The organism is Yinghuangia sp. ASG 101 (assembly GCF_021165735.1).
GTDB lineage: Bacteria > Actinomycetota > Actinomycetes > Streptomycetales > Streptomycetaceae > Yinghuangia.
Map to the genome: position 1 here is coordinate 897,786 of NZ_CP088911.1, position 25,863 is coordinate 923,648.

Below are 25,863 nucleotides of genomic sequence, written 5' to 3' on the forward strand. Positions count from 1 at the left end.
CTCGCCCGGCACCCCGCCGACCCGCCGTCGGCACTCGCCGCCACGGCCACGCTCCGCGCCCGTTCGCCTGCCCTGCGCGACCCCCAGAGCACCTTTCTGAAAAAAGTAGAATGGCACTTCCCAAAAGCAAGAGTCCCGCTCTAATGTTTCCGGCAGGTCAACGGGCGACGGCAAATGGGAGGCCTCGGTGGGGAATGACGCGTTCGACGGTGTTCGCGTGGTCGAGCTCGCGCAGTGGGTGTTCGTCCCGGTCGCGGGTGCGCTGCTCGCGGACTGGGGTGCGGACGTCGTCCGAATCGAGCGCCCCGAGGGCGACCCGTACCGGGGACTGGCGACGCAAGGCATCGGCACCGACGGCGGCGGCGTCAACCTCTCGGTCGCCCTCGCGAACCGCGGCAAGCGCTCGGTCGCCCTGGACCTGCGCACCGAACAGGGCCGCAAACTCCTCGACCAGCTCCTGGAGACCGCGGACGTCTTCCTCACCAACTTCCGCCCCGGCGCCCTGCGCCGCCTCGGCCTCGACGCCGACGAACTGACGAAGCGCTTTCCCAAGCTCGTCTACGCCCGAGGCCACGGGTACGGCGTGCGCGGCCCGGACGCGGACCGCGCGGGCTACGACTCGTCGGCGTTCTGGGCGCAGGGCGGCATGGCCCACGTGCTGACGCCGCCGGAGCGGGAGTACCCGATCAGCCAGCGCGGCGCGATGGGCGACCGCAACGCCGCGATGGCCCTGGCCTTCGGCGTCTCGGCCGCCCTCCTGGGCCGCGAACGCACCGGCAAGGGCTCGGTCGTCGACGTCTCTCTGCTGGCCACCGCGATGTGGACGCTGTCCTCCGACGTCCTGTCGGCGTTGGCGGGCCACCAGCCGCGCAGCCCTTCGGGGCGCGGCGGCTCGGTCAACCCGCTCTCGGGTACGTACCGGACGAAGGACGAGCGCCACATCCAGCTCGTCTTCCTGCAATCCGACCGCTACTGGGCCGACTTCTGCCGCCTCATCGGCCGCGAGGAACTCATCGCCGACCCGCGCTACGTGGACCACGCCGCGCGCGGCGAGAACCGCGAGGAATGCGTCACCGAACTCGAGGCGATCTTCGCACTACGCACGTTCGAGGAGTGGAAGGCCCTGCTGGCCGGGCTCGACGCGCCGTGGGCGCCGATCCAGGCGGTGGAGGAACTGCTCACCGACCCGCAGGTGCTGGCCAACGACTACATCGGCGAGGTCGCGACCGACAGCGGCGGGTCGTACAAACTCCCGGCCGTCCCCGTGCAGTTCGACGAGCGTGGCCCTGCGCTGCGCCCGGCGCCCGAGCACGGCGAACACACCGAGACGGTGCTGCTCGAACTCGGGTACTCCTGGGAGCAGATCATCGAGCTCAAAGACGCGGGGGCGATCCCGTGACCGACCGGCAGCCCACCCCCCGACGCCCCCTCCCGGTCCCCGACGAGCGCTCGGCCCCCTACTGGGAGGCCGCCGCGCGCCACGTCCTGGCGCTCGCCCGCTGCGCGCGCTGCCGGGAGTTCGCGATCCCGCCGGACCAGACGTGTCCGCACTGTCGTTCGACCTCGCCGGAGTTCGCGTTCGAGCCGGTCTCCGGCACCGGCCGGGTCCGCTCGTGGACGATCGTCCGCCAGTCGTCCCTTCCCGGGTTCGCCCAGGACGTGCCGTTCGTCCTCGTCGACGTCGAGTTGGACGAGCAGGCCGAACTGCGCATGATCGGCCGCCTGCTGGACGGCCCCGACGCGGAACTGCACATCGGCGACCGCGTCGCGGTGGCGTTCGAGGACGTCGCCGACGGCGTCTCGATCCCCGCGTTCGTACTCGGAGGTGCCGCGTGAGCCCCCGCTTCGACGCCCGACGCCAGGTTGCCGTCGTCGGCTACGCGCACAGCGACGTCCGCCGCCACCACGACCGCCCCCTCGGCGCGCTCGCCGTCGACACCGCCCGCGCGGCGGTCGCCGACGCGGGCCTGACCCCGGAGGCGATCGACGGGTTCGTCGGCTCGGCGCTGTTCCCCACCGCGGGCGCGCATGCCGCCGAGGACGGCGTGAGCCTGGTGACGCCCGCGTGGCTGGCCGAGCGCCTGGGCGGAACCCCCCGCTACGTCTCGGGGTTCCAGGGCATCGGCCAGATCCCCGGGTCCGTCGCGCTCGCCGTCAACGCGATCGCGAGCGGCGCCGCGGACTACGTCGTGATGCACCGCGCGCTGCACAACCCGGCCGGCAGCTACCACGGCAACCCGATGACCGAGGTCTCCGGCGCGCAGCAGTGGACCGCGCCACAGGGCTACTACGGCCCGCTGCCGATGATCGCGCTGCCGTACAACGAATACCTCCAGCGGTACGGCGCGACCCGCGACGCGATGGCCGCCACGGTCGTCGAGGCCCGCAAGAACGGCTCGCGCATCCCGTGGTCGTACTGGCGCGACAAGCCGCTGACCACCGAGGACTACCTCGCCGCGCCGATGATCAACGACCCGGTGTGCCGGTTCGACTGCGACATCCCGGTCGACGGTGTGGCGGTGTTCGTGTTCACCTCCGCCGAGCGGGCCCGCGACCTGCCGCACAAGCCGGTGTACGTGGACGGCTACGCGCTCAGCCCGCCCGCACCCCGCAGGCTGCCGCTGCACTGGCCGCTCGACGACATCATGAGCGCGGGCACCGAGACGGCCCGCCGCCTGTGGGAGAACACCGGCTTCGGCCCGGCCGACATCGACCTGCCGCAGGTGTACGACGGGTTCGCGCCGTTCATCTGGTTCTGGATGGAGGCCCTGGGCCTGTGCCCGGTGGGCGAGGCGGCCCGGCTGATCCAGGACGGCGGGATCGACAGCGACAACCCCAAGGCCCTGCCGGTGCTGTCCGGCGGAGGCGCGATCGGCAACGGCCGCATGCACGGCATCCCGCAGATGCTGGAGTGCTACCTCCAGTTGTCCGGCCGCGCCGGGGAGCGCCAGCGCGAGCGCGCGAATGTCGGGCTCGCCTGCCATTCCTCGCCCCATTTCGGGGGCGCCGTCGTCTACAGCACGGAGCCGTAGCCCGGCGTCCGGCCGCCACGGCGGATCGGCACGGCGCAGACCGGCACAGCGCGGACCGGCACGGCCGGTCGGCGCGGCACAGGCATCAAGTGCGGCACTGCTTCCGCGCCAACAGGAAGCGGCTACAGGAAGAGGAGGGGCCCGTGGGAGACATCATCCCGGAGCGGCGCTCGTACGTCGCCGGCAAGTGGGTCGAGGGCGACGAGGTGCTCGCCGTCGAGAACCCGGCCGACGAGACGCACGTGACGGACGTGTCCGTGACGCCGCTGACGGAGATCGAACGCGCGGTCACCGAGGCGCGCGACAGCTTCGACCGCGGCGTGTGGGCGGACCTGCCGGTCCGTGAACGCGCGCGAATCCTGGGCGACTTCCTGGACCACGTCGAGGCCTCGCGCGAGGCCATGATCGCCACCATGGTCGCCGAGGCCGGGCAGCCGCCGACGTTCGCCGAGCGGTCGCAGCTCGGCGGCGGCATGGCGGTCGCGCGCGGCGCGATCGAGCTGTATCTGACGATGTCGCACGAGGAGTCCAACCCGGTCCCCGTCGACGACCTCGTGCGCGGCCGGGTCGCCCTCAGCATCCGGCGCCACGAGCCGGTCGGCGTGGTCACCGCGATCACGCCCTACAACGGCGCGATCGTGATGGCGCTCCAGAAGATCGTCCCGGCACTGATCGCGGGCAACTCCGTGGTGCTGCGCCCGAGTCCGCTCACCCCGATCTCGTCGCTGATCTTCGGTGCCGCCGCCGACGCGGCCGGGATCCCGCCCGGCGTGCTGAGCGTCGTGGTGGAGGGCGGATCGGCCGGCGCCGAGCTGCTGACCACCCACCCCGCGGTCGACATGGTGTCGTTCACCGGGTCGTCCGTCGTCGGCCGGCGCATCCTCGCGCAGGGCGCCGCGACGGTGAAGCGCGTGGCGCTCGAACTGGGCGGCAAGTCGGCGCAGATCTACCTCGACGACGCCGTCGGCAAGGTCGCCGCCGGGGCGATGGCCGTGGTCGCGTCGACCGCCGGGCAGGCGTGCGTCGCCGCGACCCGGATGCTCGTGCCCGAGGACCGCAAGGCCGAGGTCGTCGAGGCGGTCAGCGCGGCGTACGCGCGGATCACCGTCGGCCACCCGACCGCCGCGGGCACCACGATGGGCCCGGTCATCAGCGGCCCGCAGCGCGACCGCTGCGAGCGGTTCGTCGCCCTCGCCGTCGAGAACGGCGGCAAGGTCGCGTTCGGCGGCAGCCGCCCGGCCGGCCTGGACCGCGGCTACTACTTCGAGCCGACCGTCCTGGACCTGCCCGGCAACGACAACCCGGCGGCCCAGGAGGAGATCTTCGGCCCGGTGATCTCGATCATCGGCTACCGGGACATCGACGACGCCGTGCGCATCGCCAACGACAGCCCGTACGGCCTGTCCGGCCAGGTGTACGGCGCCGACACCGCGACGGCCACGGCCATCGCGCGACGCCTGCGCACCGGCGCGGTCAACGTCAACACCGCCGTCTTCAGCGCGTACGCCCCCGGCGGCGGCTACAAGCAGAGCGGCCTCGGCCGCGAGCGCGGACCCGACGGCATCCGCGCGTTCCAGGAAGTGAAGCACTTGGTGATCGGCGAACTCCGATGAGCTCGTCTCGAAGCGAAGGAGCAGGAATGTCTGCGAACCTCAACCTCGACTGGCTGATCTCGGTCGACGACCACGTCCTCGAACCGCCCACGCTGTGGACGGACCGCCTCCCGAAGAAGGACCACGACCGCGCTCCGCACATGGAGTTCGACGACACGGGCCTCGACTTCTGGGTGTACGACGGCAAGAAGTTCCCCAGCTCGGGCCTGAGCGCCGTGGCGGGCAAGTCCAAGGAGGAGTTCAGCTACGAGCCGCTCCCCTACAGCGAGATGCGGCCGGGCTGCTACGACGCCCGTGCCCGCCTCGAGGACATGGACCGCGCGGGCATCCTCGCGTCCCTGTGCTTCCCGACCGTGACCCGCTTCTGCGGGCAGCTGTTCATGGAGGCGAGCGACCGCGAGTTCGGCCTCACCTGCCTGAAGATCTACAACGACTGGATGATCGAGGACTGGGCGGGCTCGGCCCCCGGCCGCTACATCCCGCTGGTCCTGATCCCGCTGTGGGACCCGCAGCTCGCGGTCAAGGAGTTGGAGCGCACCGCCGCGAAGGGCGCCACGTCGTTCGCATTCTCGGAGAACCCCGCCCCGCTGGGCCTCCCGACGATCCACGACGTGAACCGCTACTGGGACCCGGTGTTCAAGGCGGCGAACGAGCTGGAGATGGTCGCGTCGATGCACGTCGGCTCGTCGTCGACGGTTCCGCAGATCGCGCCGGACGCGCCGTTCCTGGCGAACCTGGCGTGGGGTGCCACCCGCACTTCGGGCGCGATGCTGTCGTGGCTGTTCAGCGGCGTGTTCCAGCGCTTCCCGAAGCTGAAGATCGCGCTGTCCGAGGGTGAGATCGGCTGGATGCCGTACTTCCTGGAGCGCGCCGAGCAGGTGCTCGACAAGCAGCGCCACTGGGTCAAGAAGGGCGTCCGGTTCAACGACCACGCCAACGCCGACGGCGTCGACCTGGACACGCTCGACATCCGCGCGACGTTCCGCGACCACATCTTCGGCTGCTTCATCGACGACGTCCACGGCATCGCCAGCATCGACGAGATCGGCGAGGACAACATCATGTGCGAGACGGACTACCCGCACTCCGACTCGACGTGGCCCGACTGCATCACCGTCGTCAAGGACCGCATCCAGCACCTGCCCGAGGAGACGCAGTACAAGCTGCTGCGCGGCAACGCCGAGAAGCTGTACCGCTTCACCCCGGCGGAGCCCCCCGTCCTCGCGAAGGCCTGACGTGTCCGCGACACCCGAGACGTCCGGCTGGACGGTGGCCGTGGACCGGGACCGGTGTCTCGGCAGCGGCATCTGCGTCCTGTACGCGCCGGAGACATTCACCCACGACGACGAGGCGAAAGCCGTCGTCACGGGCCAGGGCGACCCCCTCGACGCGGTGCAGACCGCGATCGAGGGGTGCCCGACCCAAGCCCTGCAACTGATCCACGACGGACCCACAACCGATGGGGAAAGGGGGTGAGCCGCATGTCGCTCGCGCTGGAAGGCAAGTCCGCGATCGTCACCGGCGCCGGCTCCGGTGTCGGAGCCGCCTCCGCGCTGCGCTTCGCCGAGGAGGGCGCCAAGGTCGTCTGCGCCGACATCCGCCTCGACCTGGCCGAGGAGACCGCCCGCCGGATCGAGAAGGCGGGCGGCGTCGCCACCGCCGTCGCGGCCGATGTCGCGAAGGAAGCGGACGTCATCGCGATGATCGCGGCGGCCGTCGAGCGCTTCGGCCGGCTCGACATCCTCTTCAACAACGCCGGGATCCCCACGCCGCGCCTCGGCGCCAAGCTGGAGGACCACACGGCCGAGGACTTCGAGCGCCTGGTCGGCGTCAACTTCGGCGGGATCTTCTTCGGCAGCAAGCACGCCGTGATCCAGTTCAAGAAGCAGGGCGGCGGCGGGGTCATCCTCAACACCGGCTCCGTCGCGGGCCTGGTCGCGTGGGGCGGATCGGTGTACGGCGCCACCAAGGGCGCGGTCCACCAGCTCACCCGCGCGGTCGCCATCGAGGGCGCGCCGTTCGGCATCCGCGCCAACGCCATCGGCCCGGCCGGCATGCCGGCGACGCGGTTCATGGCCGCGGGCGGCCTGCCCGACGACGAGGCGACGGTGGAGAAGCTGACGCAGCAGTCCGCCGCGTCGCACCCGCTCGGCAACGCGATCACGGCCGAGGACTGCGCCGAGGCCGCGGTGTTCCTGGTGTCCGACCGGGCCGCCAACATCACCGGTACGGTCGTGCCGGTCGACGGCGGATACGTGGCGAGGTGACGGGATGAAGGCCACCGAGGAGTCCTTGGACCGCGACCGCGTACGCGAGCTGTTCGACCTGCGCGGCTCGTACCTCTCGTCGGTCGGCGGCGGCTACGAAGGCGACCCGTACCCGATCTGGGACCGCCTGCGCGACGAGGCGGCGGTGCACCCGGGCACGGTGCACGAGTTGACCGGCTACGACGGCCCGGCGGTGTTCCAGGGCCTGCCGTACCCGGACCGCCCGCACTTCTCGACGTTCTCGTACGCGGCGTGCGACGCCGCCTACCGCAACGCCGACGTGTTCGCCGCGTCGCCGACGCCGGTCGACCCGATCGGCGACGACCCCGCGGTACGCAACAGCATGCTGTCGATGGGCGGGACGACGCACCGCCGCTACCGGGCGCTGGTGCAGCCGTCGTTCGTGCCGAACAAGGCCGAGTGGTGGATCCGCAACTGGATCGAGGAGACCGTCGACCTGCTGATCGACAGCTTCGTCGACGACGGGCGCGCCGAGCTGAACGTGGACTTCTGCGCCGCGATCCCGGTACTGACGATCACCGGCAGCTTCGGGGTGCCGGTCGAGAAGGCCCTCGACATCCGCGCCGCCCTGCGCGACCCGCACGCGATCATCGACATCATCCGGCCCATCGTCGCCGCGCGCCGCGAGCAGCCGGAGAACGACCTGATCAGCGTTCTCGTCGAAGCCGAGATGAAGGACGAGGACGGTGTCGCGCACCGGCTCTCCGACAACGAGATCTACTCGTTCGCGCTGCTGCTGCTGACCGCCGGCTCCGGCACGACGTGGAAGCAGATGGGCATCACCCTCACCGCGCTGCTGCAGCGCCCCGAGGTGCTGAACGCGGTCCGCGAGGACCGCGCGCTGCTCAAGCCGGCGATCGAGGAAGCGCTCCGGTGGACGCCGACGGACCCGATGTTCTCGCGCTTCGTCATGGAGGACATCGACTTCCACGGCACGCACCTGCCCAAGGGCTCCGTGCTGCACCTGTGCATCGGCGCCGCCAACCGTGATCCGGCTCGGTGGGACAATCCCGATGAGTTCGACATCACCCGGCGCGTCCGCCCGTCGTTCGCGTTCGGCGGAGGCGCCCACGTGTGCCTCGGCATGCACGTCGCCCGGGCCGAGATGCGCGTCGGGATCGGAAGGCTGCTGGACCGGCTCCCGAACCTGCGGCTCGACCCGGACGCCGAGCAGCCGCGCTTCATCGGCCTGTACGAGCGCGGCGCGACCGAGATCCCCGTGGTCTTCGGCTGACAGGCGCACGGGTGAGCGTCGATTTGAGAACGTCGATTTGGGAGGCATGAACGATGAGTGAGCCCGGTTACCAGAAGCCCGACCTGGCACTGCTCGGCGCCGAACACGTGGCCCGGTACCGGGAGACGAACGGCGAGGTCGGCTACGAGTGGAACGGCGTGAGCGCGCTCCTGCTGACCACGACCGGCCGCAAGAGCGGTGAAGCCCGTACGAACGCGCTGATCTTCGGTCGCGACGGCGACAACTACCTCGTCGTCGCGTCGAAGGGCGGCGCACCGACGCCTCCGGCGTGGTACCTGAACCTCCAGGCCGAGCCCAAGGCGGAGATCCAGGTCAAGGCCGAGCACATCGCGGTGACCGCGCACACCGCGGAGGGCGCCGAGCGCGACCGCCTGTGGGAGGTCGTGACGGGCTACTGGCCGAACTACAACGCGTACCAGTCGCGTACCGACCGGGTCATCCCCATCGTGGTGCTCACCCCGTCGCGCGGGGGCGACAGCGTATGACCTCCGCCAACGCGACGCCGGGCCGCGTCGCGGGTCAGCCCCGCGGCGCGGCCGGAGGGCCCGAGGCCGCGCGGTCTCGGCCGGGCTCGTGGGCGGACCGTGCGGCGGAGCGCTCGCCGGCCGTGCAGCGGTCCCGGGCCCGCAGTGAGCAGCAGGTGCGGTCGATCCTGGACGCGGCGCGTCGGCTGACGACGGCGAAGGGGACCGCGTTCACCACATCGGACCTCACCAAGGAATCCGGCGTGGCGCTCCAGACGATCTACCGCCACTTCGCGGGCAAGGACCAGATCCTGCTCGCCGTCGTGGAGGAGCTGATCGCCGAACAGGCGGAACGCGCCGAGGAGTTGGCGCGGCACCTGCCGGACCCGGTGTCGCGTCTGCGGTACTACGTCATCGGCACCCTGGATTCGCTGCGCCACGCCACCAACCTGACCGGCGCGCAGTTCATGGTCGCCGAACACTGGCGCCTCCACCAGCTGTTCCCCGACGAGATCGCGGCGGCGAACGAGCCGTACGCGCGCCTGGTCGCGGCGGAGCTGCGCGAGGCGGCCGAGCAAGGGCTGCTGAGTCCGCGGAATCCGGACTGGGACGCCTGGTTTGTCATCAAGCTTGTGATGTCGACGTACCACCACTACGCCTTCGCGACGGCGGACGAACAGGTCGAGGACATCCTCGAACACCTGTGGGGTTTCTGCCTCCAGGCGTTCGGCGGTCGCGTCGAGGACCACTCGACGGTCGATTTCTCCGGTCTCCTGGAGCAGTTCCGGGCCCCGGAATTCAAGGGAATGAGGGAGGTGGAGCAAAGATGAGCGAGGCAGCGATCTTCGACAAGGGCCGCGACCTGGACGCCGCGGCAGCCGCGCTGCGACCGTGGCTGGCCGCCCGGCTCGGCGTCGCCGACGTCGAACTGGCGAACCTCGTCTACCCGTTGGGTGCGGGTGTCTCCAACGAGACGATCCTGTTCGATGCCGTCCACGGCGACCGCGTCGACGAGTTCGTGCTGCGCATCGCCCCGCGCCGCGAGCACCAGATGTTCCTGGACCCGCGTTTCCGGCTGCAGTACGACATGCTCGTCACCATGCGCCGCCTCGGCACCGTGCGCGTCCCCGAGGCCCCGTGGTTCGAGGAGGACCCCGGGATCCTGGGCCAGCCGTTCTACCTGATGCGCCGCATGCGCGGCCGGGTGCCGGTCAGCATGCCCGTGTACAACAAGGTCGGTTGGCTCACCGAGGCGACGCCCGCGCAGCGGCGTACCGCGTGGGAGAGCGCCATGGAGCAGCTCGCCGCGATCCACTCGGTGCCGACGGACGAGTTCGCGTTCGTGCACCGGCCGGAGCAGGGGGCCGCGGGCGACGAGCAACAGCTCGCGTACTGGAGCCAGTTCGCGGAGTGGGCGCTCGAGGACGAGATACCCGACCACGTGTCGGCGCTCTTCGAGTGGCTGCGCGCGAACCAGCCGGCCACCTGTACCCCCGGCCTGTCGTGGGGCGACGCGCGGATCGGCAACATCATGTTCGACGACGACTTCCGGGTCGTCGGCGTCATGGACTGGGAGCAGGCGTCGCTGGGCGGTGCGATGGCCGACCTGGGCTGGTGGCTGCTCTTCGACGACATGCACAGCGTCGCGCAGGGCCTCAAGCGGCTCGACGGTCTCGGCAACCGGCAGGAAACCCTCGACCTGTGGCAGGAACTGACAGGCCGTAAGGTCGAGAACCTGGACTGGCACGAGGCGTTCGCCGGGGTCAAGGCGGGTCTGCTGGGCATGCACACGCGGCGTTCGATGAAGCTGCCGGTCGCCGGCAAGCCGAGCCCGTGGATCGCCCGGGCCGGCGAGATCAGCGGCGTGCCGACGCCCGTCGCGACGGGGGCGTCATGACGTTCCCGGGCGGCGTCGCGCCGAACGACGAAGCGGTGGTCCTGTCCCCGGAGTGGCTGACGGCCCTCCTCGGCGAACGGCACCCGGGGGCGGTCGTCACCGGGGTCGAGGTCACCGAACGCATCGAAACCGTCGCCACCAAGGTGCGGTTCACGCTCCGGTACGCCCAGGAGGTGCCGGGCGCCCCGACCGCGCTCTGCGCGAAGGGGTACTTCAACCCGGAGACGCGCAAGCGGGGGGCTCCGCGCACCGAGGCCGAGTTCTACCGGCTGTACGCGGACGCGCTGCCGGTGCGGACGCCGCCGTGGGTGCACGCGGCGATCGACGAGGAGACCGGCCATCCGCTGGTCGTGATGCGCGACCTCGTACCCGAGGGCGTCGTCTTCGGCGATCCGCTCGCGGGCTTCACCCCCGAGCAGGCGGCCGGCGCGCTGGACCAGATCGCGGCGCTGCACGCGGCGACGTCGGACGCCGCCCGGGCCGACGAGTACGCCGGGGTGTTCCCGGCCCGGCTGACCTCGCTCGCCCGGTACTTCACCGGCGAGAAGCTCCAGGCCCAGCTCGACGACGGGCGCGCGGAAGGCGCCCCGGCGAAGGTCGTCGACGGGGAGAGGCTGCACGCCGCGATGGGCGCGATGGCCCGGATCGGCGAGGGCCTGCCGCGCTGCCTGGTGCACGGCGACGTGCACACCGGCAACATGTACACGACCGCGGACGGCGAACCCGGCATCATCGACTGGCAGGTCGTGCAGTACGGCGCCTGGGCACTCGACGTCGCCTACCACATGGCGTCGGTGCTCGCCCCGGACGATCTCGCCGAAGCGGAACGCGGCCTGCTGGACCACTACCTGGACCGGTTGGCGGCGCACGGCGGGACCCCGCCGACCCGGGACGAGGCCTGGACGGCGTACCGGGAACACCTCCCGTACGGCTTCTACATGTGGGGCATCACCCGCGCGGTCCACCGGCCGATCACCGTACGGCACACCCAGCGCCTGGCCCATGCGGTGGCGCGGCACGGCAGCCTCGACCTGCTCGGGGTCTGAGGACTCGCGCACAGAGCGCGTATCGGGGCGCGGCGGGCCCGGCGGATTCCCCACACGGGGGACGAACCGGCCCTCCGCGCCGCCAAGGGAACGCTGAACACCGAAGGTTTTTGCACGCGACGACCTTGCGGACGAGACCCGTGCCCCGCACGGGCCGACGATCCGGTGAGTGGTTCGGTGAGGAGGAGATGGCCATGGACGACCAAGTCAGCAACGTACGGCGGATCCGCGACCTCGCGGCGTCGTGTACGGGCGCGGCGGTGTTCCGGCACGTCGCCCTGGACGGCGGCGAAAGTGCTTTCACGTGGCGGGAGTTGGACCGCCGTTCGGATCAGCTCGCCGGTGCGCTGGCCGGGCGCGGGCTGGGCCTGGGCGACCGGCTGGGCCTGGCGCTGCGCAATTCGCCGCAGTTCGTGCTCGGGGTGTTCGCGGCGTGGAAGCTCGGCGCGGTACCCGTGCCGATCCGCTGGGACCTGCCGGACTGGGAGCTGGCCCGCCTGCGCGAGGTCGTCGACGCCAGCGTCCACCTCGGCGGCGACGACCTGGCCTGGATCGACGCGACCGCGGACGCCGACGTCCCCGACCTCCCGGACGTCCTCTCCCCCAGCGCCCACGGCATCTGCAGCAGCGGATCCACCGGCACCCCCAAGGTCATCGTCAGCATGCTCCCGGCGCTGCACAACCCGCTGTTCAGCCGGCCGATGATGGAGAACTGGCGGCCGGTGCCGCGCCCGCAGACGATCCTCGTGCTGGCGCCGATGTACCACGCCAACGGGCTGACCACGCTGTTCGGCCTGCTGTCGGGCGACAACATGGTCGTGATGGAGAAGTTCGACGCCGCGCGCGTCGTGGACGTCGTCGAGCGGCACCGCGTCACGACGTTCACCGCCACGCCGACCATGCTCCAGCGCATCGCCGACTTGCCCGGCGTCGATGGCCGCGACCTGTCCAGCCTCGACTGGATCATCCAGGGCGCCGCCCCCATGCCGCCCTCGCTGGTCCACCGCTGGGCCGACCTGATCGGCGCCGAGCGCATCGTGATGGCGTACGGCATGACCGAGGGCCTGGGCCTGACGGCGATACGCGGCGACGAGTGGATGAAGCACCCGGGCAGCGTCGGCCGTCCGATGCGGACGACCGAGATCCGCATTCTCGACCCCGACGGCACCGAGATGCCGGTCGGCGAGGCCGGCGACGTGTACATGCGGTCGGCGAGCTACGGCGGTTACAAGTATCTGGGCGACGCCCCTCGGCTCAAGCAGACCGAGGACGGGTTCCAGACCGCGGGGGACGTCGGCCGCCTCGACGAGGAGGGCTACCTCTACCTGCTCGACCGCCGCGTCGACATGATCATCACCGGCGGGGCGAACGTCTTCCCCGCCGAGGTCGAGGCCGCCCTCATCGACCACCCCGACATCGCCGACGTCGTCGTCATCGGCCTCAAGGACCCCGAATGGGGACGGCGCGTCCACGCCGTCATCGAACCGACCGACCACGCGGCACCCCCGACCTCCCAGGACGTCATCGCCTACGCCAAGGCCCGACTCGCCGCCTACAAGGTCCCCAAGACCGTCGAATTCGTCGACGCCATCCCCCGCAGTGCCGCCACCAAAGTCAGCCGAGGCGCACTCGTCGCGGCCCGCGGGGGCTGAGCCACGGCGGCCCGGCCGCGCCGGGCCGCACCCCTTGTCCCACCTCGTCACTTGTCACTCCGCCACCATCGCCGGCCTCATCGGGGGGACCCGGCCGTCGCCGCTCTCGCCACCGGCGGTTCCGCGGCTTTCACCGCGACAGCGTCGCCCGTTCACACGGTCGCGCCCGCGTACCGGGTTTCCCGGCGATCCGAAGCACGTGCGCCACGCCCGGCACCGCCGGGCCCGCCCTCCCAGGGCGACACCGCAAGGAACAAGGCCGGCCTCCGCCACGGGACGCCGGACCAGCACCGAGGAGCCAGCTCGTGAGACCCACCAAGACCATCACCAGCATCGCGCTGGTGGCCGCGCTGTTCGCCGCGGCCGGATGCGCCGACCGGGGCGGCACATCCGAAGCCGGCGAAGGCCCGGCCGCCGCGCCGTCGGCGAGCACCCCGCTGTCCGCCGATTTCGGTGATCTGAAGAACGTGTGCGGCCCCGGCGACCCGAAGAGTTCGCCGGCCCAAGGCGTCACCGCCAAGGAGATCAACGTCGGCGTCATGTCGGACGTCGGCTTCACCAAGAACCACGAATACGAGGACGCGGCCAAGGTCTTCACCAGCTGGTGCAACGAACTCGGCGGCATCAACGGCCGCAAGGTCAAGTCGACCGTCCGGGACACCAAGATGGTGGAGGTCCGGCAGCGCATGACCGAGGCGTGCCGCGAGGACTTCGCCTTGGTCGGCGGAAGCGCGGCCCTGGACGCCATGGGTACCAAGGACCGGCTGTCGTGCCTGCTGCCGGAGTTCCCCTCGCAGTCGACGCAGCGCCAGAACGAGGGCTCCGACCTCCAGCTCACGGTGCAGCCGGGCGGGCCGTCGTACTTCCGCTACGCGGGGTTCTACGAGTGGCTGGTCAAGGACGCGTACCCGCAGTCCGCGGGCGCGGTCGGCATCATCGCGGGTGACTCGCCGGTCACCAAGGTCTCGGTCGACCAGCGCGCCGAGTTCTTCCAGTCCCGCGGGACGCCCATGTCCTACACCGAGCTGTACCCGGCGGCGGGTGTGTCCAGTTGGACGCCGTACGCGCAGAACATCAAGAACAAGGGCGTCAAGGGCCTGATCTTCATGGGCGACTACACCTCTCTGGCGAAGCTGGAGCAGGAGTTGACCGCCATGGACTACAAGCTCGACTGGATCGACGCCAACAGCAACGCGTACGGGCAGAAGTTCCTCGGCCTCGCCGGTGACAAGGTGCTGAACTTCCAGAACAACCTGGCCGACATCAGCGGCACCTACCCGCTGGAGAACGGCACCGCCAACCCGGCGACCAAGCAGGTCCTGGAACTGTTCGCGAAGTACGCGCCCAACGCCGAGGTGACGCTTCCGGGAGTCAAGGCGTTCTCGTCGTGGCTGCTGTTCGCCAAGTCGGCCGCGAGCTGCGGGGACGACCTGACACGCAAGTGCCTCGTCGACGCCGCGCGCAAGGAGACCGCGTGGACCGGTGGCGGTTTGCAGGCGCCCATCGACCTCTCGGCCCAGGACGCCCCGGCGAAGTGCATGAACATCGAGAAGGCGACCGCCGACGGCTGGAAGCCCGCCCCCGAGTTCCAGCCGAGCCAGGGCGCGTACACCTGCGACATCGCGTCGTACAAGCTCACGGGTGACTACGGGAAGCCCGGGACGCTGGCCGACGTGGGCAAGAGCCTGAACGACCTCAAGTAGCCGGACCCTCGCGTCGCGAGACCACCGGTGCGTCGACCGCTTGGAGGCGGTTCGCCGGCAGGCGTGGCTGTGTGCCGGCGAAGCGGAAGCGGAACGACGTGGACCGGTTCGGGCGGCGTCGGAGCGGAGGCGAGCCGCTCCGACGCCGCCACCCATACGGGCGATCGCCCTGATATAAGAATTCTCGAACGAGGAGAATCCGATGTTCGGCCCGACGGGGTCACCGGTGGCGGCGGACGCGCGGTCCGCCGAGGACGGAGTTACCCGAATGCGCACCATTCCCGCCGACCTGGTGAAGAAGTACGAGGCGGAGGGGTGGTGGACGCGGGAGACCCTCGGCGACCTGGTCGTACGCGGTCTCGAAGCGGCCCCGGACACGGGTTTCCACGTCCACTCGGCGGTCCGCCCGTGGTCGGGGACCTTCGCCGACGTCGAACTCGTCGCCCGCCGACTCGCCGCGGGCCTGCGCGATCGCGGCGTGGGCCCCGGCGACACCGTGGTGGTCCAGCTGCCGAACTGGATGGAGGCGGCGGCGGTCTTCTGGGCGTCGTCGTTCCTCGGCGCGGTCGTGGTGCCGGTCGTGCACTTCTACGGCCGCAAGGAACTCGGCCACATCCTCACCACCACCCGGCCGAAGGTGTTCGTGTGCGCCGAGCGGTTCGGCCGCAACGAGCACCAGCCCGACCTGTACGCCGACGTGCCGGTCGTCGGTGTGGTCGGCCGCGACTTCGACGACCTGCTCGCCGACGAGCCGATGCGGGACGTCCTGCCCGCGGACCCCGATTCCCCCGCGGTCATCGCGTTCACGTCCGGCACCACGCGCGCCCCCAAGGGCGTCGTCCACAACCACCGCACCCTCGGGTTCGAGACGCGCCAACTCGCCGAGCGCTACCCGGCGGACCGCGGGCACCAGATCACCAACGCCCCGGTCGGCCACTTCATGGGCATGCTGACCGCGTTCCTCGTGCCGGTGATCGACGGCATGCCGATCAACCTCACGGACGTCTGGGACCCGGCGCAGATCCTCCGCCTCATGACGGAGAACGACTTGACGTTCGGCGGGGGCGCGGCGTACCACCTGACGAGCCTGCTGGACCACCCCGAGTGGCGGCCCGAGCACCTGCCGGCGATGCGGTACGCGGGCCTCGGCGGCTCCGCCGTCCCCACGACCGTCACGCGGCGGCTCGCGGATCTGGGCATCATCGCGTTCCGCGCGTACGGCAGCACGGAACACCCGTCCATCACCGCGTCGTTCTCGACCGCGCCGGAGGACAAGCGCCTCAACACCGACGGCGCGGCGCTGCTCGGCGTCGAGGTCAGGATCGCGGACGACGGCGAAATCCTCAGCCGGGGGCCGGAGTTGTGCCTCGGCTACACCGACGCCGAGCTGACCGCCGCGCACTTCGACGACGAAGGCTGGTACCACACCGGCGACATCGGCGTCATCGACGCCGACGGCTACCTCACCATCACCGACCGCAAGTCGGACCTGATCATCCGCGGCGGCGAGAACATCTCCGCCCTGGAGGTCGAGGAGGCGCTGCTCGCCATGCCGGCCGTCGCCGAGGCCGTCGTCGTCGCGGCCCCCGACGCGCGACTCGGCGAACACGCCGCGGCGTTCCTGCGGTTGCGGCCCGAGCACACCATGCCGAGCCTCGACGAGATGCGCGCGCACCTCGAACAGGTGGGACTGGCGCGGCAGAAGTGGCCGGAAGAGCTGCACGAGGCCGACGACTTCCCGCGGAACGCCACCGGCAAGATCCAGAAGTTCCTGCTGCGGCGGCAGCTGCGCGAGGCCGCCGGCGCCTGACCCACCCCCCACCACACACACGAACTCCCGGCGCCCACGGACCGCCCCCTTCGACTCCCTTCCGGATACAGGCAGTCGAAGGGGGCGCCGCCGCGTCCGGGCGCGGGGAACCGCGTGTCCGGCGGGGGTTCCGGGGCCGGGGGCACGAAGAACCGCGTGCCCGGCGGGAGTTCCGGGGGCCGGGTGCGCGTACGCCGGGCGCGGCGGTTGCCGCATCCCCACCGCGCCGCACAGCGTGGCGACCGCGACGGCCCGGCGCTCGTGGCCGACGCCCCCTCACCGACCGTGTCGGGCCCTGTCGTTAGCCTGCGTCGCATGAGCTTCTCGCTGACGCTGTTCGTCGTCGACCCCGACACCGCCCACAACGCCATCGGTTCGAAGGATGTCCGCATGCGCCGGGCCATCGGAGGGCGCTTCAAGCGCGAAATGGCCCGGGACGACGACTACTTCTCCTCCCAGATCGCCGACGGCGCGCCGACCCGCTACGAAGCGCTGACCGCGGTCGTCGACGGCGGGCCGTTCGACGAGGCGCACGGCTTCCAGTACGGGTACGCGTACCGCATGATCTGCGCCTTCCACGGGCGGATGATCGTGACGAGCAACTTCTCGCCGTTCCGGGCCGGTTGGCTGGAGCGCGTCGACGAGGGCCTGAAGTCGCTGGGTGTCACGGCCGTCCGGGTGGCCGAGTTCGGCTACGGGCTTCCCTCGGCGCTCCCCTACACCGACCTCCCGGGCCACGGCGTCTGGACGGCCGCGGAGTGCGCGACCGCACTGGAGCAGTACGAGGCCGCCACCGAGGACCAGTTCGCGGCACTGGACCGCGAAGTCCGCGAAGCCGCCGACGAGGCCGCCACGTGGCTCCAATCCGCCCGCGCGGCCCAGGGCCGCGGCATCGTGGGGTTCATGTCCTGACCACACGCGGCGAGCCGACCGGCAGGTGACGGACCACCCCCGAAGCGGGCGAGGGCCGGTCCCCGGGCACCGACGAGGCGACCCCGGAGCCAGCTGGCAACCAGGCACCGGCCCTTGCCCGGCTCGCCCCGCGGCCCTCACCCGCATGCGGCTTCCGCGGTCGGCGGCCGGGCACCGGGCTCGCGTGCCGACGGCCGGGGGTATACCCGGCTCTCCCCGCCGACGCCACCCACCGCGCGACACGTACGGTGCCGGGCGCCGGATCAGGTCGGCGCGGGCGTTCCGCGCGGCCCGCCTGTCCGTCCCCGTCCGCCTCCGGTTCCCGGGCCGCCCGCCGGTCTCGCCCCGGCCGCTCAGTCGCTGTGCAGTGCCGTGCGCAACTCCGTGGCCAGGTCCGGTTCGGGGGTCGTCCCGGTGTCGACGGCGACCTCGTGCAGGACGCCGTTCCACGCGTGCGGCGGCCGGTAGGCCCGGTCGACGGGCAGGCCGCGGTCGTGGCCGATGCTCAGGCCCGCGCCGCCGTGTTGGAAGGCCGTGGGCCACGGTCCGCCGACGGGGGCGGAGGCGATCTCCGCACCGTCGTCCAGCAGCACGAACGTGCCCGCCGCGTCCGGTGATCCGTCGCCCGGCCGATAGCGCACGCCGACCGTGCGGCGTCCCGGCGCCAGCGGGCGGTCCGCGATCACCCGGTCGGTCTCGCCGGCCCGCGAGCACGTGAACGCGAGCCGTCCCTCCGCCACGCGCAGCACGAAGCCGCCCGTCAGGTCACCGAGCGCGGCCAGCACGCCGTGCGCCGCGTCGTCGGGCACCTCGATGTCGGCGGTGAGCGTGAATCCGGCGAACAGCGGCGGCAGCGTCTCGTCGCGCACCGGGCCTCCGCCCGGCAGGTAGCGGCCCCGCTTCGGGACCCCGTACGTCGGGAAGATCAGTGCCGCGAGGCGTTCCTGCATCGTGTCGTCGAGCGGCAGGACATGGTTGCGCTCCGCCTCGTCGAACCACAGGTCCTCCAACTCCTCGACCAGGTCCGGGTGTTGGTCGGCCAGGTCGTGAGCCTCAGCGAAGTCGTCGGCGAGGTGGAACAACGACCATCGGTCGGTCGCGAAGTCCCGGCTGCCGAGCAGCAGACGCTCCTCGTCGAGCACCCCGCGCGACACGTGGTCGGTCGTCGCCTTCCACTCGCCGCGGATGACGGAGCGCGAGCCCAGCATCTCGAAGTACTGCGTGGTGCGCGGCGCCGGGGCGTCCGGGTCGGCGAACGTCGCGGTCAGCGAGCGTCCGGCGATCTCCTGCTGCGGGACGCCGTCGACGACGTCGGGCGCGTCGACGCCGCACACGTCCAGGATGGTCGGCATGAGGTCGGCCGCGTGCGCGATCTGGCCGCGGATCTCCCCGCGTGCGGCGATGCCGTCCGGCCAGTGCGCGATGAGCGGCGCCCGCGTCCCGCCGAGCCATGTGTAGCGCTTCCACAGCCTCAGGGGTGTGTTGCCGGCCCAGGCCCACCCCCACGCGTAGTGGGGGTAGGTGTCGGGGCCGCCCCAGGTCTCCGCCTCGGCGAGGTTCCGCGCGGTGCTGTCGCCCATGCGCGACGAGAAGCGGTGCTCGTTGACGGTGCCGAGTTGGCCGCCTTCCGCGCTGGCGCCGTTGTCGGACATCAGGAGCACAAGCGTGTTGTCGAGCCGTCCGGTGCGTTCGAGGAAGTCGAGCAGGCGGCCGATCTGCGCGTCGGTGTGGGTGAGGAACCCGGCGTAGACCTCCTGCATGCGGGCGAACATGCGCCGGTCGTCGGGGTCGAGGGCGTCCCACTCCTGGATCCACGGCGGTCGCTCGGGCAGCACGGTCCCCTCGGGCACGATCCCGGCGGCGACCTGCCGCGCGAAGGTCTCCTCGCGCCACCGCTCCCAGCCCTGGTCGAAGCGGCCCCGGTACGGTTCCACCCATTCCGGTGCGACGTGGTGCGGCGAGTGCATCGCGCCGAAGGCCAGGTACATGAAGTACGGCTTGTCGGGCGTCGCCTGCTTCTGGTCGAGGATCATCCGCGTCGCGGTGTCGACCAGGTCCTCGCTGAGGTGGTAGCCGTCCTCCGGTGTCCGCGGCTGCTCGACATAGTGGTTGTCGCACACCAGTTCGGGTGCCCAGTGGTTCGCGTCGCCCTGCAGGAACCCGTAGAAGCGCTCGAAGCCGAAGCCGAGCGGCCACCGGTCGAACGGGCCCGACGGGGAGCGCTCCCAGCGCGGCGTCAGGTGCCATTTCCCGACCGCCATCGTCGAATATCCGGAGTCCTTGAGAATCCGGGGCAGCGTGGCGGCGCTTTTCGGGACGCGGGCGTTGTATCCCTGGTAGGCGATCGGAATGTCGACCAGAAATCCCACGCCCACGGCGTGGTGATTGCGGCCGGTGAGCAAACTCGCGCGGGTCGGCGAACACAGGGCCGTCACGTGGAAGCGGTTGTAGCGCAATCCGCCGGCGGCCAGCCGGTCCATATTCGGGGTCGCGATATCGGAGCCGAAAGCGCCGATCTGCGCGAATCCGAGGTCGTCGAGCACGATCACCAGGACGTCGGGCGCTCCGTCCCGGGGCCTCGGGTCGTGCGGATACTGCAACCCCTCGGCGTCCGCGGTCAGTTGGCGCGTCCGGCGCGGTGACGGCTCGGTCATGCGCTCCCCCTCGTGTCGTCCGTCCGGCGCCGGAATGCGGGGGCGCCCGGCCCGTACCGCGAGACAGTAAACCGCATGGGTTAAACCGTCAAGGGCGCGGGCGGCGCGGCACCGGCGTCGCCACGACGACGAAAAGGGCCGGAAAGCGCCATGGAATGGCACTTTCCGGCCCTTGATGCCGCGGCCGGTCCGCCGGGTCGCCCCGGCCGACCGGCGGCGGGAAATCCCCCGCCCTCCCCACGGCGGGCGTGGCCGCACGTACACGCGTCACCGCGGGGAGGGGCTTGGCGAAGCTGTCCGGACTCATCCCCGCATGGCGTGGACGGCCTCGTCGACATTGTGGAACCAGCGGCCCCCGGGGAGGCGGTCGCGCACCGCGCCGACCAGCGGTTCGGGGGCGTACCGTGCGGTCAGCGCCCGGTCGAGCGCGGCCCGGTCGGCGGGGAACGCGTTGCGGTCGAGGTGCCGGGCGAGTTCGGAGCGCATTTCGACCTCGCCGGCGTCCAGGTCCTCGCCGATGCCGGGCGCGGGCCCGCCGCGCGGGTACGGGGCGTGCTGGTCGTCGCCTACGGGCTCCGGCTCCCGCCAGTCCTCGGCGCGGATGCGCTGACCGCTGCGGATCTCGGCGGCCACTTCGGCTTCGAGTGCCGCGTCCACGCGTTGACCGTGTTTGTCGCTTCTGCGGTCCAAGAACATGACCGGGCTCCTTTCACGAACCTCACGCACGGAATCCGCCGTTCCGCCCCGTCTCCGCCCCGTCTCCGCCCCGCTCGCGGGCCGGCTCGCGTCAGCCGTGCCCGTTGACGCCGTGCAGCGCCTTCTCCGCGGCGTCGGTCTGCGACTTCGCGCCGGCCGTGGCGAGCGTGCCGCCGGGGCGTTCGAGGTGGGCGCGGATGAACCACTGCGCCTTCTCCAGCTCGCGCAGCTGTCCGATGAGCATGTCCTGCGTCATCGGGTCGATCTCGTCCGTCCCGGTGACGGCGGCGCGGTGGTCGGCGCAGACGCCGGAGAACACCATGTCGAGCGCGCCGAGGTGGGCGATCGCGTCCGCGCGGCCGAGGGTGTAGTCGTCCCACGAACGCTCCGCGACGAGCCGCCCCGGGGTCCCGACGGGCGAACACCCCAGGGTCGCGATGCGCTCGGCGGTGTCGTCGGCCATCGTGCGGACGTCCGCCACCATCGGGTCGAGCATTTCGTGGACGGCGATGAAGTGCGGGCCCACGACGTTCCAGTGCACGTGCTTGAGCGTGAGGTGCAGGTCGTTGAGCGCGTGCAGGCGGTCCTGGAGGATCTTCGCGACGTTCAGGCCCTCACTGGGGTCCATGCCGGGGACGGTGTAGGCGGGGGGTCGGCTCGACGAGGTGGCCATGCTGGTTCTCCGCACTGTCGGGTGGCGGCACCGAGGTCACCGACGCCGCCCGGGACTCCGACGGCCGGCCGATTACCGCCCGTCTGACCCGTGCGGCTGCCCCCTCTCCCCCAGGGGAAACCCGCGCGGCCGAGGGGTGTCGGCGGTGGTCGGGCGGTATTCGCGCACGGTGTGTACGGGCGTCGTCACCCGACCGCGACGGGCTGATCCCGGTCCGCGTGCCGGGGACGCCGCGTCGCTCGGAAGGCTGCCCGGCGGTGGCGTGTTGCCCGCCTCCACCACGGCGGATCAAGGACCCGCGGATCGCCCGGCCGGCCACCGGGGCGGGCCTGCCGCCCGCTGTCGCCGCGCCCCCACGCCGACGGGTCCGTGCCCCGGGATCGCCCGGTCCGGGCACCGCCGCGCTGTTCCGGGCCCATCCGCGACCGGATCCGTCACGCGGAGGCATGCGGGGGCACGCGCGTCGTCGGCTGCGCGGGGACGTGATGCGCGTGCCGGGCCCGTGCCCGTAGCCGGGTGCGGAGAGTGCGTCGGGGCGCTTCCTCACCCGGCCGTCCTCACCCGGCCGTCCTCACCCCGCGCGCACTCCCCAACTGCGCTCCCCTCGGGCGCGCTCCCTCTGTTTTCCCCCGCCCATAAGCCCGTTCAGGCTCCTCACCGTCACCTCACACCGGCATGACCGGCAGGTCGATCCAACTCGGCTGCCCCGCGTCGTGGTGGACCGTCTGGTCCGAGCGCTTCATGGACGGGTGGCGGTCGAAGCGCGGGAAGTTCGACGACGCGACGTCGACCCTGATGCGGTGGCCCGCGCGGAAGGTCTGGCTGGTGGCGACGAGGTCGATCTCGTGGCACCGCCGGTCGCCCGGGGAGCGGACGATGCCGTCCGCGACGTTCATCGCGCGGCCGTCGGGCCACACGTCGACGAGTTTGACGGTCCAGTCGCTGCCCGGTGCGCTGGTCTCGGCGTGCAGGACGGCCGTGACGTGGCCGGTCACCTCGACGTCCCCGGTCAGCACCGGGCCGGTGAAACTGAGCACGTCGGGGCGTTCCTCGAGAAGCCGCTGGTCGCGCGGGCCGACGTTCCTGGTGTCCGGCAGCAGCAGGTTGCCGCCCAGGGTCGGGACGGGGTTGTCCGGGTCGTGCGTGAAGTGCGACGGCGCGGCGTCGGCCGCGGGCGCGGCGGTCGACAGCGTCCCGTCCGCGTGCAGGTAGTGGCGCGTCGGGACGGCCTCGGGCGGAGGCCACGCGTCGGCTTCCCGCCACGCGTTGGCCCCCATGGTGAAGTACCGTACGGCCGGGCCCTCGTCGGTGGCGCCGATGAGGAACTCCGTCTGGGTCTTCTCCAGTTGCACGGACTGGGCGGAGGCCCCCATGCCGAAGTCGAGTTCGCCGACGGCTCCGTCGGCGCCCATGTGGCTCCACGGGCCGATGACGAGGCGACCGCCGGGGATGCGGCGGTGGTTCTCCAACGTGCCCTTCAGGAACAGGTCGAACCACCCCGCGGTGTGCAACACGGGCACGTCGACGCGGTCGTGGCGCAGCGCCTGCGCCAACTCCTCCCAGTATTCGTCGCGTTCGGGGTGGTCGATCCACTCGGCCCAGAACGGGAACGCCTCGGCGAGGCCCGCGGCGTCGCGGACCGGCACGGTCGCCAGTGCCGCGTCCGCGTGGTCGCGGGCGGCGAGGACGTCCAGGAAGCGCGGGGGCATCGGCCGGCCGTTCTCCACCGCGACACCCGTTTCGAGCAGGACTTGCAGGCTCGCCCAGAAGAACGCGGAGCCGAACGCGAAGGCCCCGCCGTGGTATTTGAGTCCGTCGTAGAAGTCGTGCGGGGTCATCGCCGCGGCGACGGCCTTCAGCCCCTCGGGGCGTTCGGCGGCCAACTGGAGTGCGCAGCCCGCCAGATAGGAGTTGCCGGTCGCGACGACCTCACCGTTCGACCACGGCTGGTCGACGATCCACGCGACGGTGTCCGCGCCGTCGCGGCCCTCGTCGCGCCATGGGGTGAACGTGCCGTCGCTGGTTCCCCTCCCCCGGCAGAACTGCAGGACGACCGCCATCCCCGCGCGCAGCCACGGCGTGACGGGCAGGCCGCGGAAGACCTGCTCGGCGTACGGGTTGCGCACCAGCACGGTGCGGTGCGGCCCTCCGGTCGCCGGGCGGTACACGTCGGCGCGCAGGACCGTGCCGTCGCGCGTCGCGATCGGCGCGTCGAGGACGACGGTGACCGGGACGGAGGGGCGGTCGGGAATCGTCACGAGGCGTCTCCTGAGGCGAAGTCGGCGGTGGTGCGCCGGGGTTCGGGACGGCGGCGGATTCGGGAACGCGGATCAGGCGAGAACGTACGCGTCGTACGCCACCGCGTCGGCGGTCCGCATGCCCGACGCGACGCCGATCGTGCGGTTGAGCCACGCGTACCGCTCGTCCGAGGTCTCGAAGCGCAGGACGAGCCGGAAGTAGGAGGAGCCGGGGTCGACGTGCTCGCCGCGTGCGAGCCCGGCCAGGACGTCCGGCGGGCCGTGCCTCAGCCCGGTGGTGGCGAGCATGACGCACGCTCCGTCGTGGGTGCGCAGCGTGTAGCGGGTGTCGATGTCGGCGGTGCCGTCGGCGTGCACGACCTGCCAGTCCCCGCCGCCGGGAAGGATGGCGCCGGTGAGCCGCGGACCGGCGAACGAACGGCCGACGATGGGGATGATGCGGCGGTTGCCCCACGGCGTGGCGCCGAGATCGAGGACGGGGTCGAGCGCGACCCGGAACCGGGCGAGCGGTTCGAGGCCGGGGCGCGGCGGCCGGAGATTCATGCGTCGTCTCCCGAAACGCTGTAGGAGGGACGGGAGTTGAGGACGTCGGGGGCGAAACCGGCGGTGCGCTTGTAGGCGGACGCGATCTCGGCGCGCTCGGCGGGTGTCAGGACGTCGTCGAGCGTCTTCTCCGCCGTGAACCCGTCGGGCGCGCGTTCGTGCACGATCCGCATGACGACCTCCGGCCCCTGCCCCCGGTTGGCCCGCTGGATCGCCGCGGTGGCCGGGCGGCGCCGCGCCTCGTACGCCGCGAGGGCTTCGTCCACGGGGCGGGTGGCGAGGCTCCGCGCGAGGACGCGGGCGTCGATGATCGCCTGCGAGGCACCGTTGGAGCCGACGGGGTACATCGCGTGCGCCGCGTCGCCGAGCAGCGTGACGCGCCCGTGGGTCCAGCGCGGCAGCGGGTCCCGGTCGACCATCGGGTATGCGAACACCGAGTCCGCGCCGGAGATCACCCGGGGGATGTCCAGCCAGTCGAAACGCCAGTCGGCGAAGTGCCGGAGGATTTCGTCCCGTTCGGCGGGGCGGTTCCAGTCGCCGGGAGCCGGGGGCGGGGTGTCGAGCGGGCGTTCGGCGATCCAGTTGAGCGGCACGCGGCCGTCGGCGTCCGGGACATCGCCGAGCGGGTACGCGACGAACTTCTCCGTACCGTCGCCGGCCATGACCATGGTCCGGCCGCCGAGGAACGCCGGATGCGGGACCTTGGTCGTGCCGCGCCACAGGACCAGGCCGTTCCCCGGCGGCGGACCCTCGGCGGGGAACAGCTGGGCCCGGACGGCCGAGCGGATGCCGTCGGCGCCGACCAGCACGTCGGCGTCCACGTGCGTGCCGTCGCGCAGGCACACCCGGACCGCGCCGGGCAGTTCCTGGAACGCGGCCACCTCCGCACCGGTGCGTACCGCGCCGGGTCCGAGGCGGGCGCGCACCGCCCGCAGAAGCATCAGCTGCAGCGCGCCCCGGTGCACGGAGTACTGCGGCCAGCGGTATCCGGCGGCGAGGCCCCGGGGTTCGGACCAGATCTCCTGACCGTGGCGGTTGAAGTAGGCCAACCGGGAGGTGGCGACCCCGAGTTCGGCCAGGTCGGCGGCCAGCCCGAGTTCGGTCAGCTCCCGCGTCGCGTGCGGCAGCAGATTGATCCCGACCCCCAGCGGCCGGATCTCGGCCGCCGACTCCAGCAGGGTCACCCGCTCGAACCCGGCCGCGTGCAACGACAACGCGGCGGCCGGCCCACCGATCCCGCCCCCGGCCACGACGACGCGCACGCTGCCCCCTCGGTTGTGATTGTTATGGACGTAACAATCTGCTGGCATCCTGGGCCCTCGGCCCCGGCTTGCGCAAGGGGGCTTGGCAGGATGGTCCGCGCCGGG

22 protein-coding genes are annotated in these 25,863 nt (G+C 71.8%); 16 read left to right on the forward strand and 6 right to left on the reverse strand.

Going from position 1 to position 25,863, the window contains the following annotated elements; translation table 11 throughout:
- The first annotated feature begins 217 nt into the window (after positions 1–217).
- From LO772_RS03490 to LO772_RS03565, 16 genes are all read left to right on the forward strand, one after another.
- Positions 218–1,399, forward strand: a complete 1,182-nt coding sequence (locus LO772_RS03490) for a CaiB/BaiF CoA transferase family protein (protein WP_231776849.1) — start codon at positions 218–220, stop codon at positions 1,397–1,399.
- A complete protein-coding gene (locus LO772_RS03495) occupies positions 1,396–1,836 on the forward strand; it encodes a Zn-ribbon domain-containing OB-fold protein (protein ID WP_231776850.1) in 441 nt (146 codons plus the stop codon). The genes LO772_RS03490 and LO772_RS03495 overlap by 4 nt, the downstream gene beginning before the upstream one ends.
- A complete protein-coding gene (locus LO772_RS03500) occupies positions 1,833–3,032 on the forward strand; it encodes a thiolase family protein (protein WP_231776851.1) in 1,200 nt (399 codons plus the stop codon). Before LO772_RS03495 ends, LO772_RS03500 begins: the two co-directional genes overlap by 4 nt.
- Positions 3,033–3,175: 143 nt before the next feature.
- Positions 3,176–4,645 carry an aldehyde dehydrogenase family protein gene (locus tag LO772_RS03505; RefSeq protein WP_231776852.1) on the forward strand — a complete coding sequence of 490 codons (1,470 nt, stop codon included), beginning with the start codon at positions 3,176–3,178 and terminating at the stop codon, positions 4,643–4,645.
- A 26-nt stretch (positions 4,646–4,671) separates the two neighbouring features.
- The gene (locus LO772_RS03510) at positions 4,672–5,880 is read left to right on the forward strand and encodes an amidohydrolase family protein (RefSeq protein WP_231776853.1); all 1,209 of its coding nucleotides are present in this window, start codon (positions 4,672–4,674) and stop codon (positions 5,878–5,880) included.
- A gap of 1 nt (position 5,881) precedes the next feature.
- Positions 5,882–6,121: a ferredoxin gene (locus LO772_RS03515; RefSeq protein WP_231776854.1), complete on the forward strand. Its 240-nt coding sequence runs from the start codon at positions 5,882–5,884 to the stop codon at positions 6,119–6,121.
- A 5-nt stretch (positions 6,122–6,126) separates the two neighbouring features.
- The gene (locus tag LO772_RS03520) at positions 6,127–6,912 is read left to right on the forward strand and encodes an SDR family NAD(P)-dependent oxidoreductase (RefSeq protein WP_231776855.1); all 786 of its coding nucleotides are present in this window, start codon (positions 6,127–6,129) and stop codon (positions 6,910–6,912) included.
- A 4-nt stretch (positions 6,913–6,916) separates the two neighbouring features.
- Entirely contained in the window at positions 6,917–8,167 is a 1,251-nt protein-coding gene (locus LO772_RS03525; RefSeq protein WP_231776856.1) for a cytochrome P450, read from the forward strand.
- 53 nt (positions 8,168–8,220) lie between these two features.
- Positions 8,221–8,673: a nitroreductase family deazaflavin-dependent oxidoreductase gene (locus tag LO772_RS03530; RefSeq protein WP_231776857.1), complete on the forward strand. Its 453-nt coding sequence runs from the start codon at positions 8,221–8,223 to the stop codon at positions 8,671–8,673.
- A complete protein-coding gene (locus tag LO772_RS03535; protein ID WP_231776858.1) occupies positions 8,670–9,482 on the forward strand; it encodes a TetR/AcrR family transcriptional regulator in 813 nt (270 codons plus the stop codon). Before LO772_RS03530 ends, LO772_RS03535 begins: the two co-directional genes overlap by 4 nt.
- Entirely contained in the window at positions 9,479–10,549 is a 1,071-nt protein-coding gene (locus tag LO772_RS03540; protein ID WP_231776859.1) for a phosphotransferase family protein, read from the forward strand. The genes LO772_RS03535 and LO772_RS03540 overlap by 4 nt, the downstream gene beginning before the upstream one ends.
- Positions 10,546–11,595: a phosphotransferase family protein gene (locus tag LO772_RS03545; RefSeq protein WP_231776860.1), complete on the forward strand. Its 1,050-nt coding sequence runs from the start codon at positions 10,546–10,548 to the stop codon at positions 11,593–11,595. Before LO772_RS03540 ends, LO772_RS03545 begins: the two co-directional genes overlap by 4 nt.
- A 194-nt stretch (positions 11,596–11,789) precedes the next feature.
- On the forward strand, positions 11,790–13,247 hold the full coding sequence (locus tag LO772_RS03550; RefSeq protein WP_231776861.1) for a class I adenylate-forming enzyme family protein: 1,458 nt from the start codon (positions 11,790–11,792) through the stop codon (positions 13,245–13,247).
- A gap of 305 nt (positions 13,248–13,552) precedes the next feature.
- Positions 13,553–14,950, forward strand: a complete 1,398-nt coding sequence (locus LO772_RS03555) for an ABC transporter substrate-binding protein (RefSeq protein WP_231776862.1) — start codon at positions 13,553–13,555, stop codon at positions 14,948–14,950.
- Between the two features lie 268 nt (positions 14,951–15,218).
- Positions 15,219–16,760: an AMP-binding protein gene (locus tag LO772_RS03560; RefSeq protein ID WP_231776863.1), complete on the forward strand. Its 1,542-nt coding sequence runs from the start codon at positions 15,219–15,221 to the stop codon at positions 16,758–16,760.
- Positions 16,761–17,075: 315 nt separating this feature from the next.
- Positions 17,076–17,672, forward strand: a complete 597-nt coding sequence (locus tag LO772_RS03565) for a DUF7691 family protein (protein WP_231776864.1) — start codon at positions 17,076–17,078, stop codon at positions 17,670–17,672.
- 353 nt (positions 17,673–18,025) lie between these two features.
- Here LO772_RS03565 and LO772_RS03570 read toward each other — a convergent pair whose 3' ends face one another.
- The 6 genes from LO772_RS03570 to LO772_RS03595 all read right to left on the reverse strand — a co-directional run bounded on the left by LO772_RS03570 (position 18,026) and on the right by LO772_RS03595 (position 25,758).
- Entirely contained in the window at positions 18,026–20,326 is a 2,301-nt protein-coding gene (locus tag LO772_RS03570; RefSeq protein ID WP_231776865.1) for an arylsulfatase, read from the reverse strand.
- Positions 20,327–20,629: 303 nt separating this feature from the next.
- Positions 20,630–21,022, reverse strand: a complete 393-nt coding sequence (locus LO772_RS03575) for a DUF2795 domain-containing protein (RefSeq protein ID WP_231776866.1) — start codon at positions 21,020–21,022, stop codon at positions 20,630–20,632.
- Positions 21,023–21,113: 91 nt separating this feature from the next.
- Positions 21,114–21,695, reverse strand: coding sequence for a Dps family protein (locus LO772_RS03580; RefSeq protein ID WP_231776867.1), 582 nt, complete (start codon positions 21,693–21,695; stop codon positions 21,114–21,116).
- A 665-nt stretch (positions 21,696–22,360) separates the two neighbouring features.
- A complete protein-coding gene (locus LO772_RS03585) occupies positions 22,361–23,953 on the reverse strand; it encodes a CocE/NonD family hydrolase (RefSeq protein WP_231776868.1) in 1,593 nt (530 codons plus the stop codon).
- 72 nt (positions 23,954–24,025) lie between these two features.
- Complete coding sequence (locus LO772_RS03590) at positions 24,026–24,496, reverse strand: DUF3237 domain-containing protein (RefSeq protein WP_231776869.1); 471 nt, start codon at positions 24,494–24,496, stop codon at positions 24,026–24,028.
- Entirely contained in the window at positions 24,493–25,758 is a 1,266-nt protein-coding gene (locus tag LO772_RS03595) for a flavin-dependent oxidoreductase (protein ID WP_231776870.1), read from the reverse strand. Before LO772_RS03595 ends, LO772_RS03590 begins: the two co-directional genes overlap by 4 nt.
- Positions 25,759–25,863 lie beyond the last annotated feature (105 nt).

Bases quoted from the DNA above. Each gene is read 5' to 3' on its own strand.
- LO772_RS03570 (WP_231776865.1), bottom strand. From the start codon at position 20,326: ATGACCGAGCCGTCACCGCGCCGGACGCGCCAACTGACCGCGGACGCC.
- LO772_RS03545 (WP_231776860.1), top strand. From the start codon at position 10,546: ATGACGTTCCCGGGCGGCGTCGCGCCGAACGACGAAGCGGTGGTCCTG.
- LO772_RS03560 (WP_231776863.1), top strand. From the start codon at position 15,219: ATGCGCACCATTCCCGCCGACCTGGTGAAGAAGTACGAGGCGGAGGGG.
- LO772_RS03580 (WP_231776867.1), bottom strand. From the start codon at position 21,695: ATGGCCACCTCGTCGAGCCGACCCCCCGCCTACACCGTCCCCGGCATG.
- LO772_RS03550 (WP_231776861.1), top strand. From the start codon at position 11,790: ATGGACGACCAAGTCAGCAACGTACGGCGGATCCGCGACCTCGCGGCG.
- LO772_RS03520 (WP_231776855.1), top strand. From the start codon at position 6,127: ATGTCGCTCGCGCTGGAAGGCAAGTCCGCGATCGTCACCGGCGCCGGC.
- LO772_RS03510 (WP_231776853.1), top strand. From the start codon at position 4,672: ATGTCTGCGAACCTCAACCTCGACTGGCTGATCTCGGTCGACGACCAC.
- LO772_RS03535 (WP_231776858.1), top strand. From the start codon at position 8,670: ATGACCTCCGCCAACGCGACGCCGGGCCGCGTCGCGGGTCAGCCCCGC.
- LO772_RS03575 (WP_231776866.1), bottom strand. From the start codon at position 21,022: ATGTTCTTGGACCGCAGAAGCGACAAACACGGTCAACGCGTGGACGCG.
- LO772_RS03530 (WP_231776857.1), top strand. From the start codon at position 8,221: ATGAGTGAGCCCGGTTACCAGAAGCCCGACCTGGCACTGCTCGGCGCC.
- LO772_RS03525 (WP_231776856.1), top strand. From the start codon at position 6,917: ATGAAGGCCACCGAGGAGTCCTTGGACCGCGACCGCGTACGCGAGCTG.
- LO772_RS03565 (WP_231776864.1), top strand. From the start codon at position 17,076: ATGAGCTTCTCGCTGACGCTGTTCGTCGTCGACCCCGACACCGCCCAC.
- LO772_RS03590 (WP_231776869.1), bottom strand. From the start codon at position 24,496: ATGAATCTCCGGCCGCCGCGCCCCGGCCTCGAACCGCTCGCCCGGTTC.
- LO772_RS03540 (WP_231776859.1), top strand. From the start codon at position 9,479: ATGAGCGAGGCAGCGATCTTCGACAAGGGCCGCGACCTGGACGCCGCG.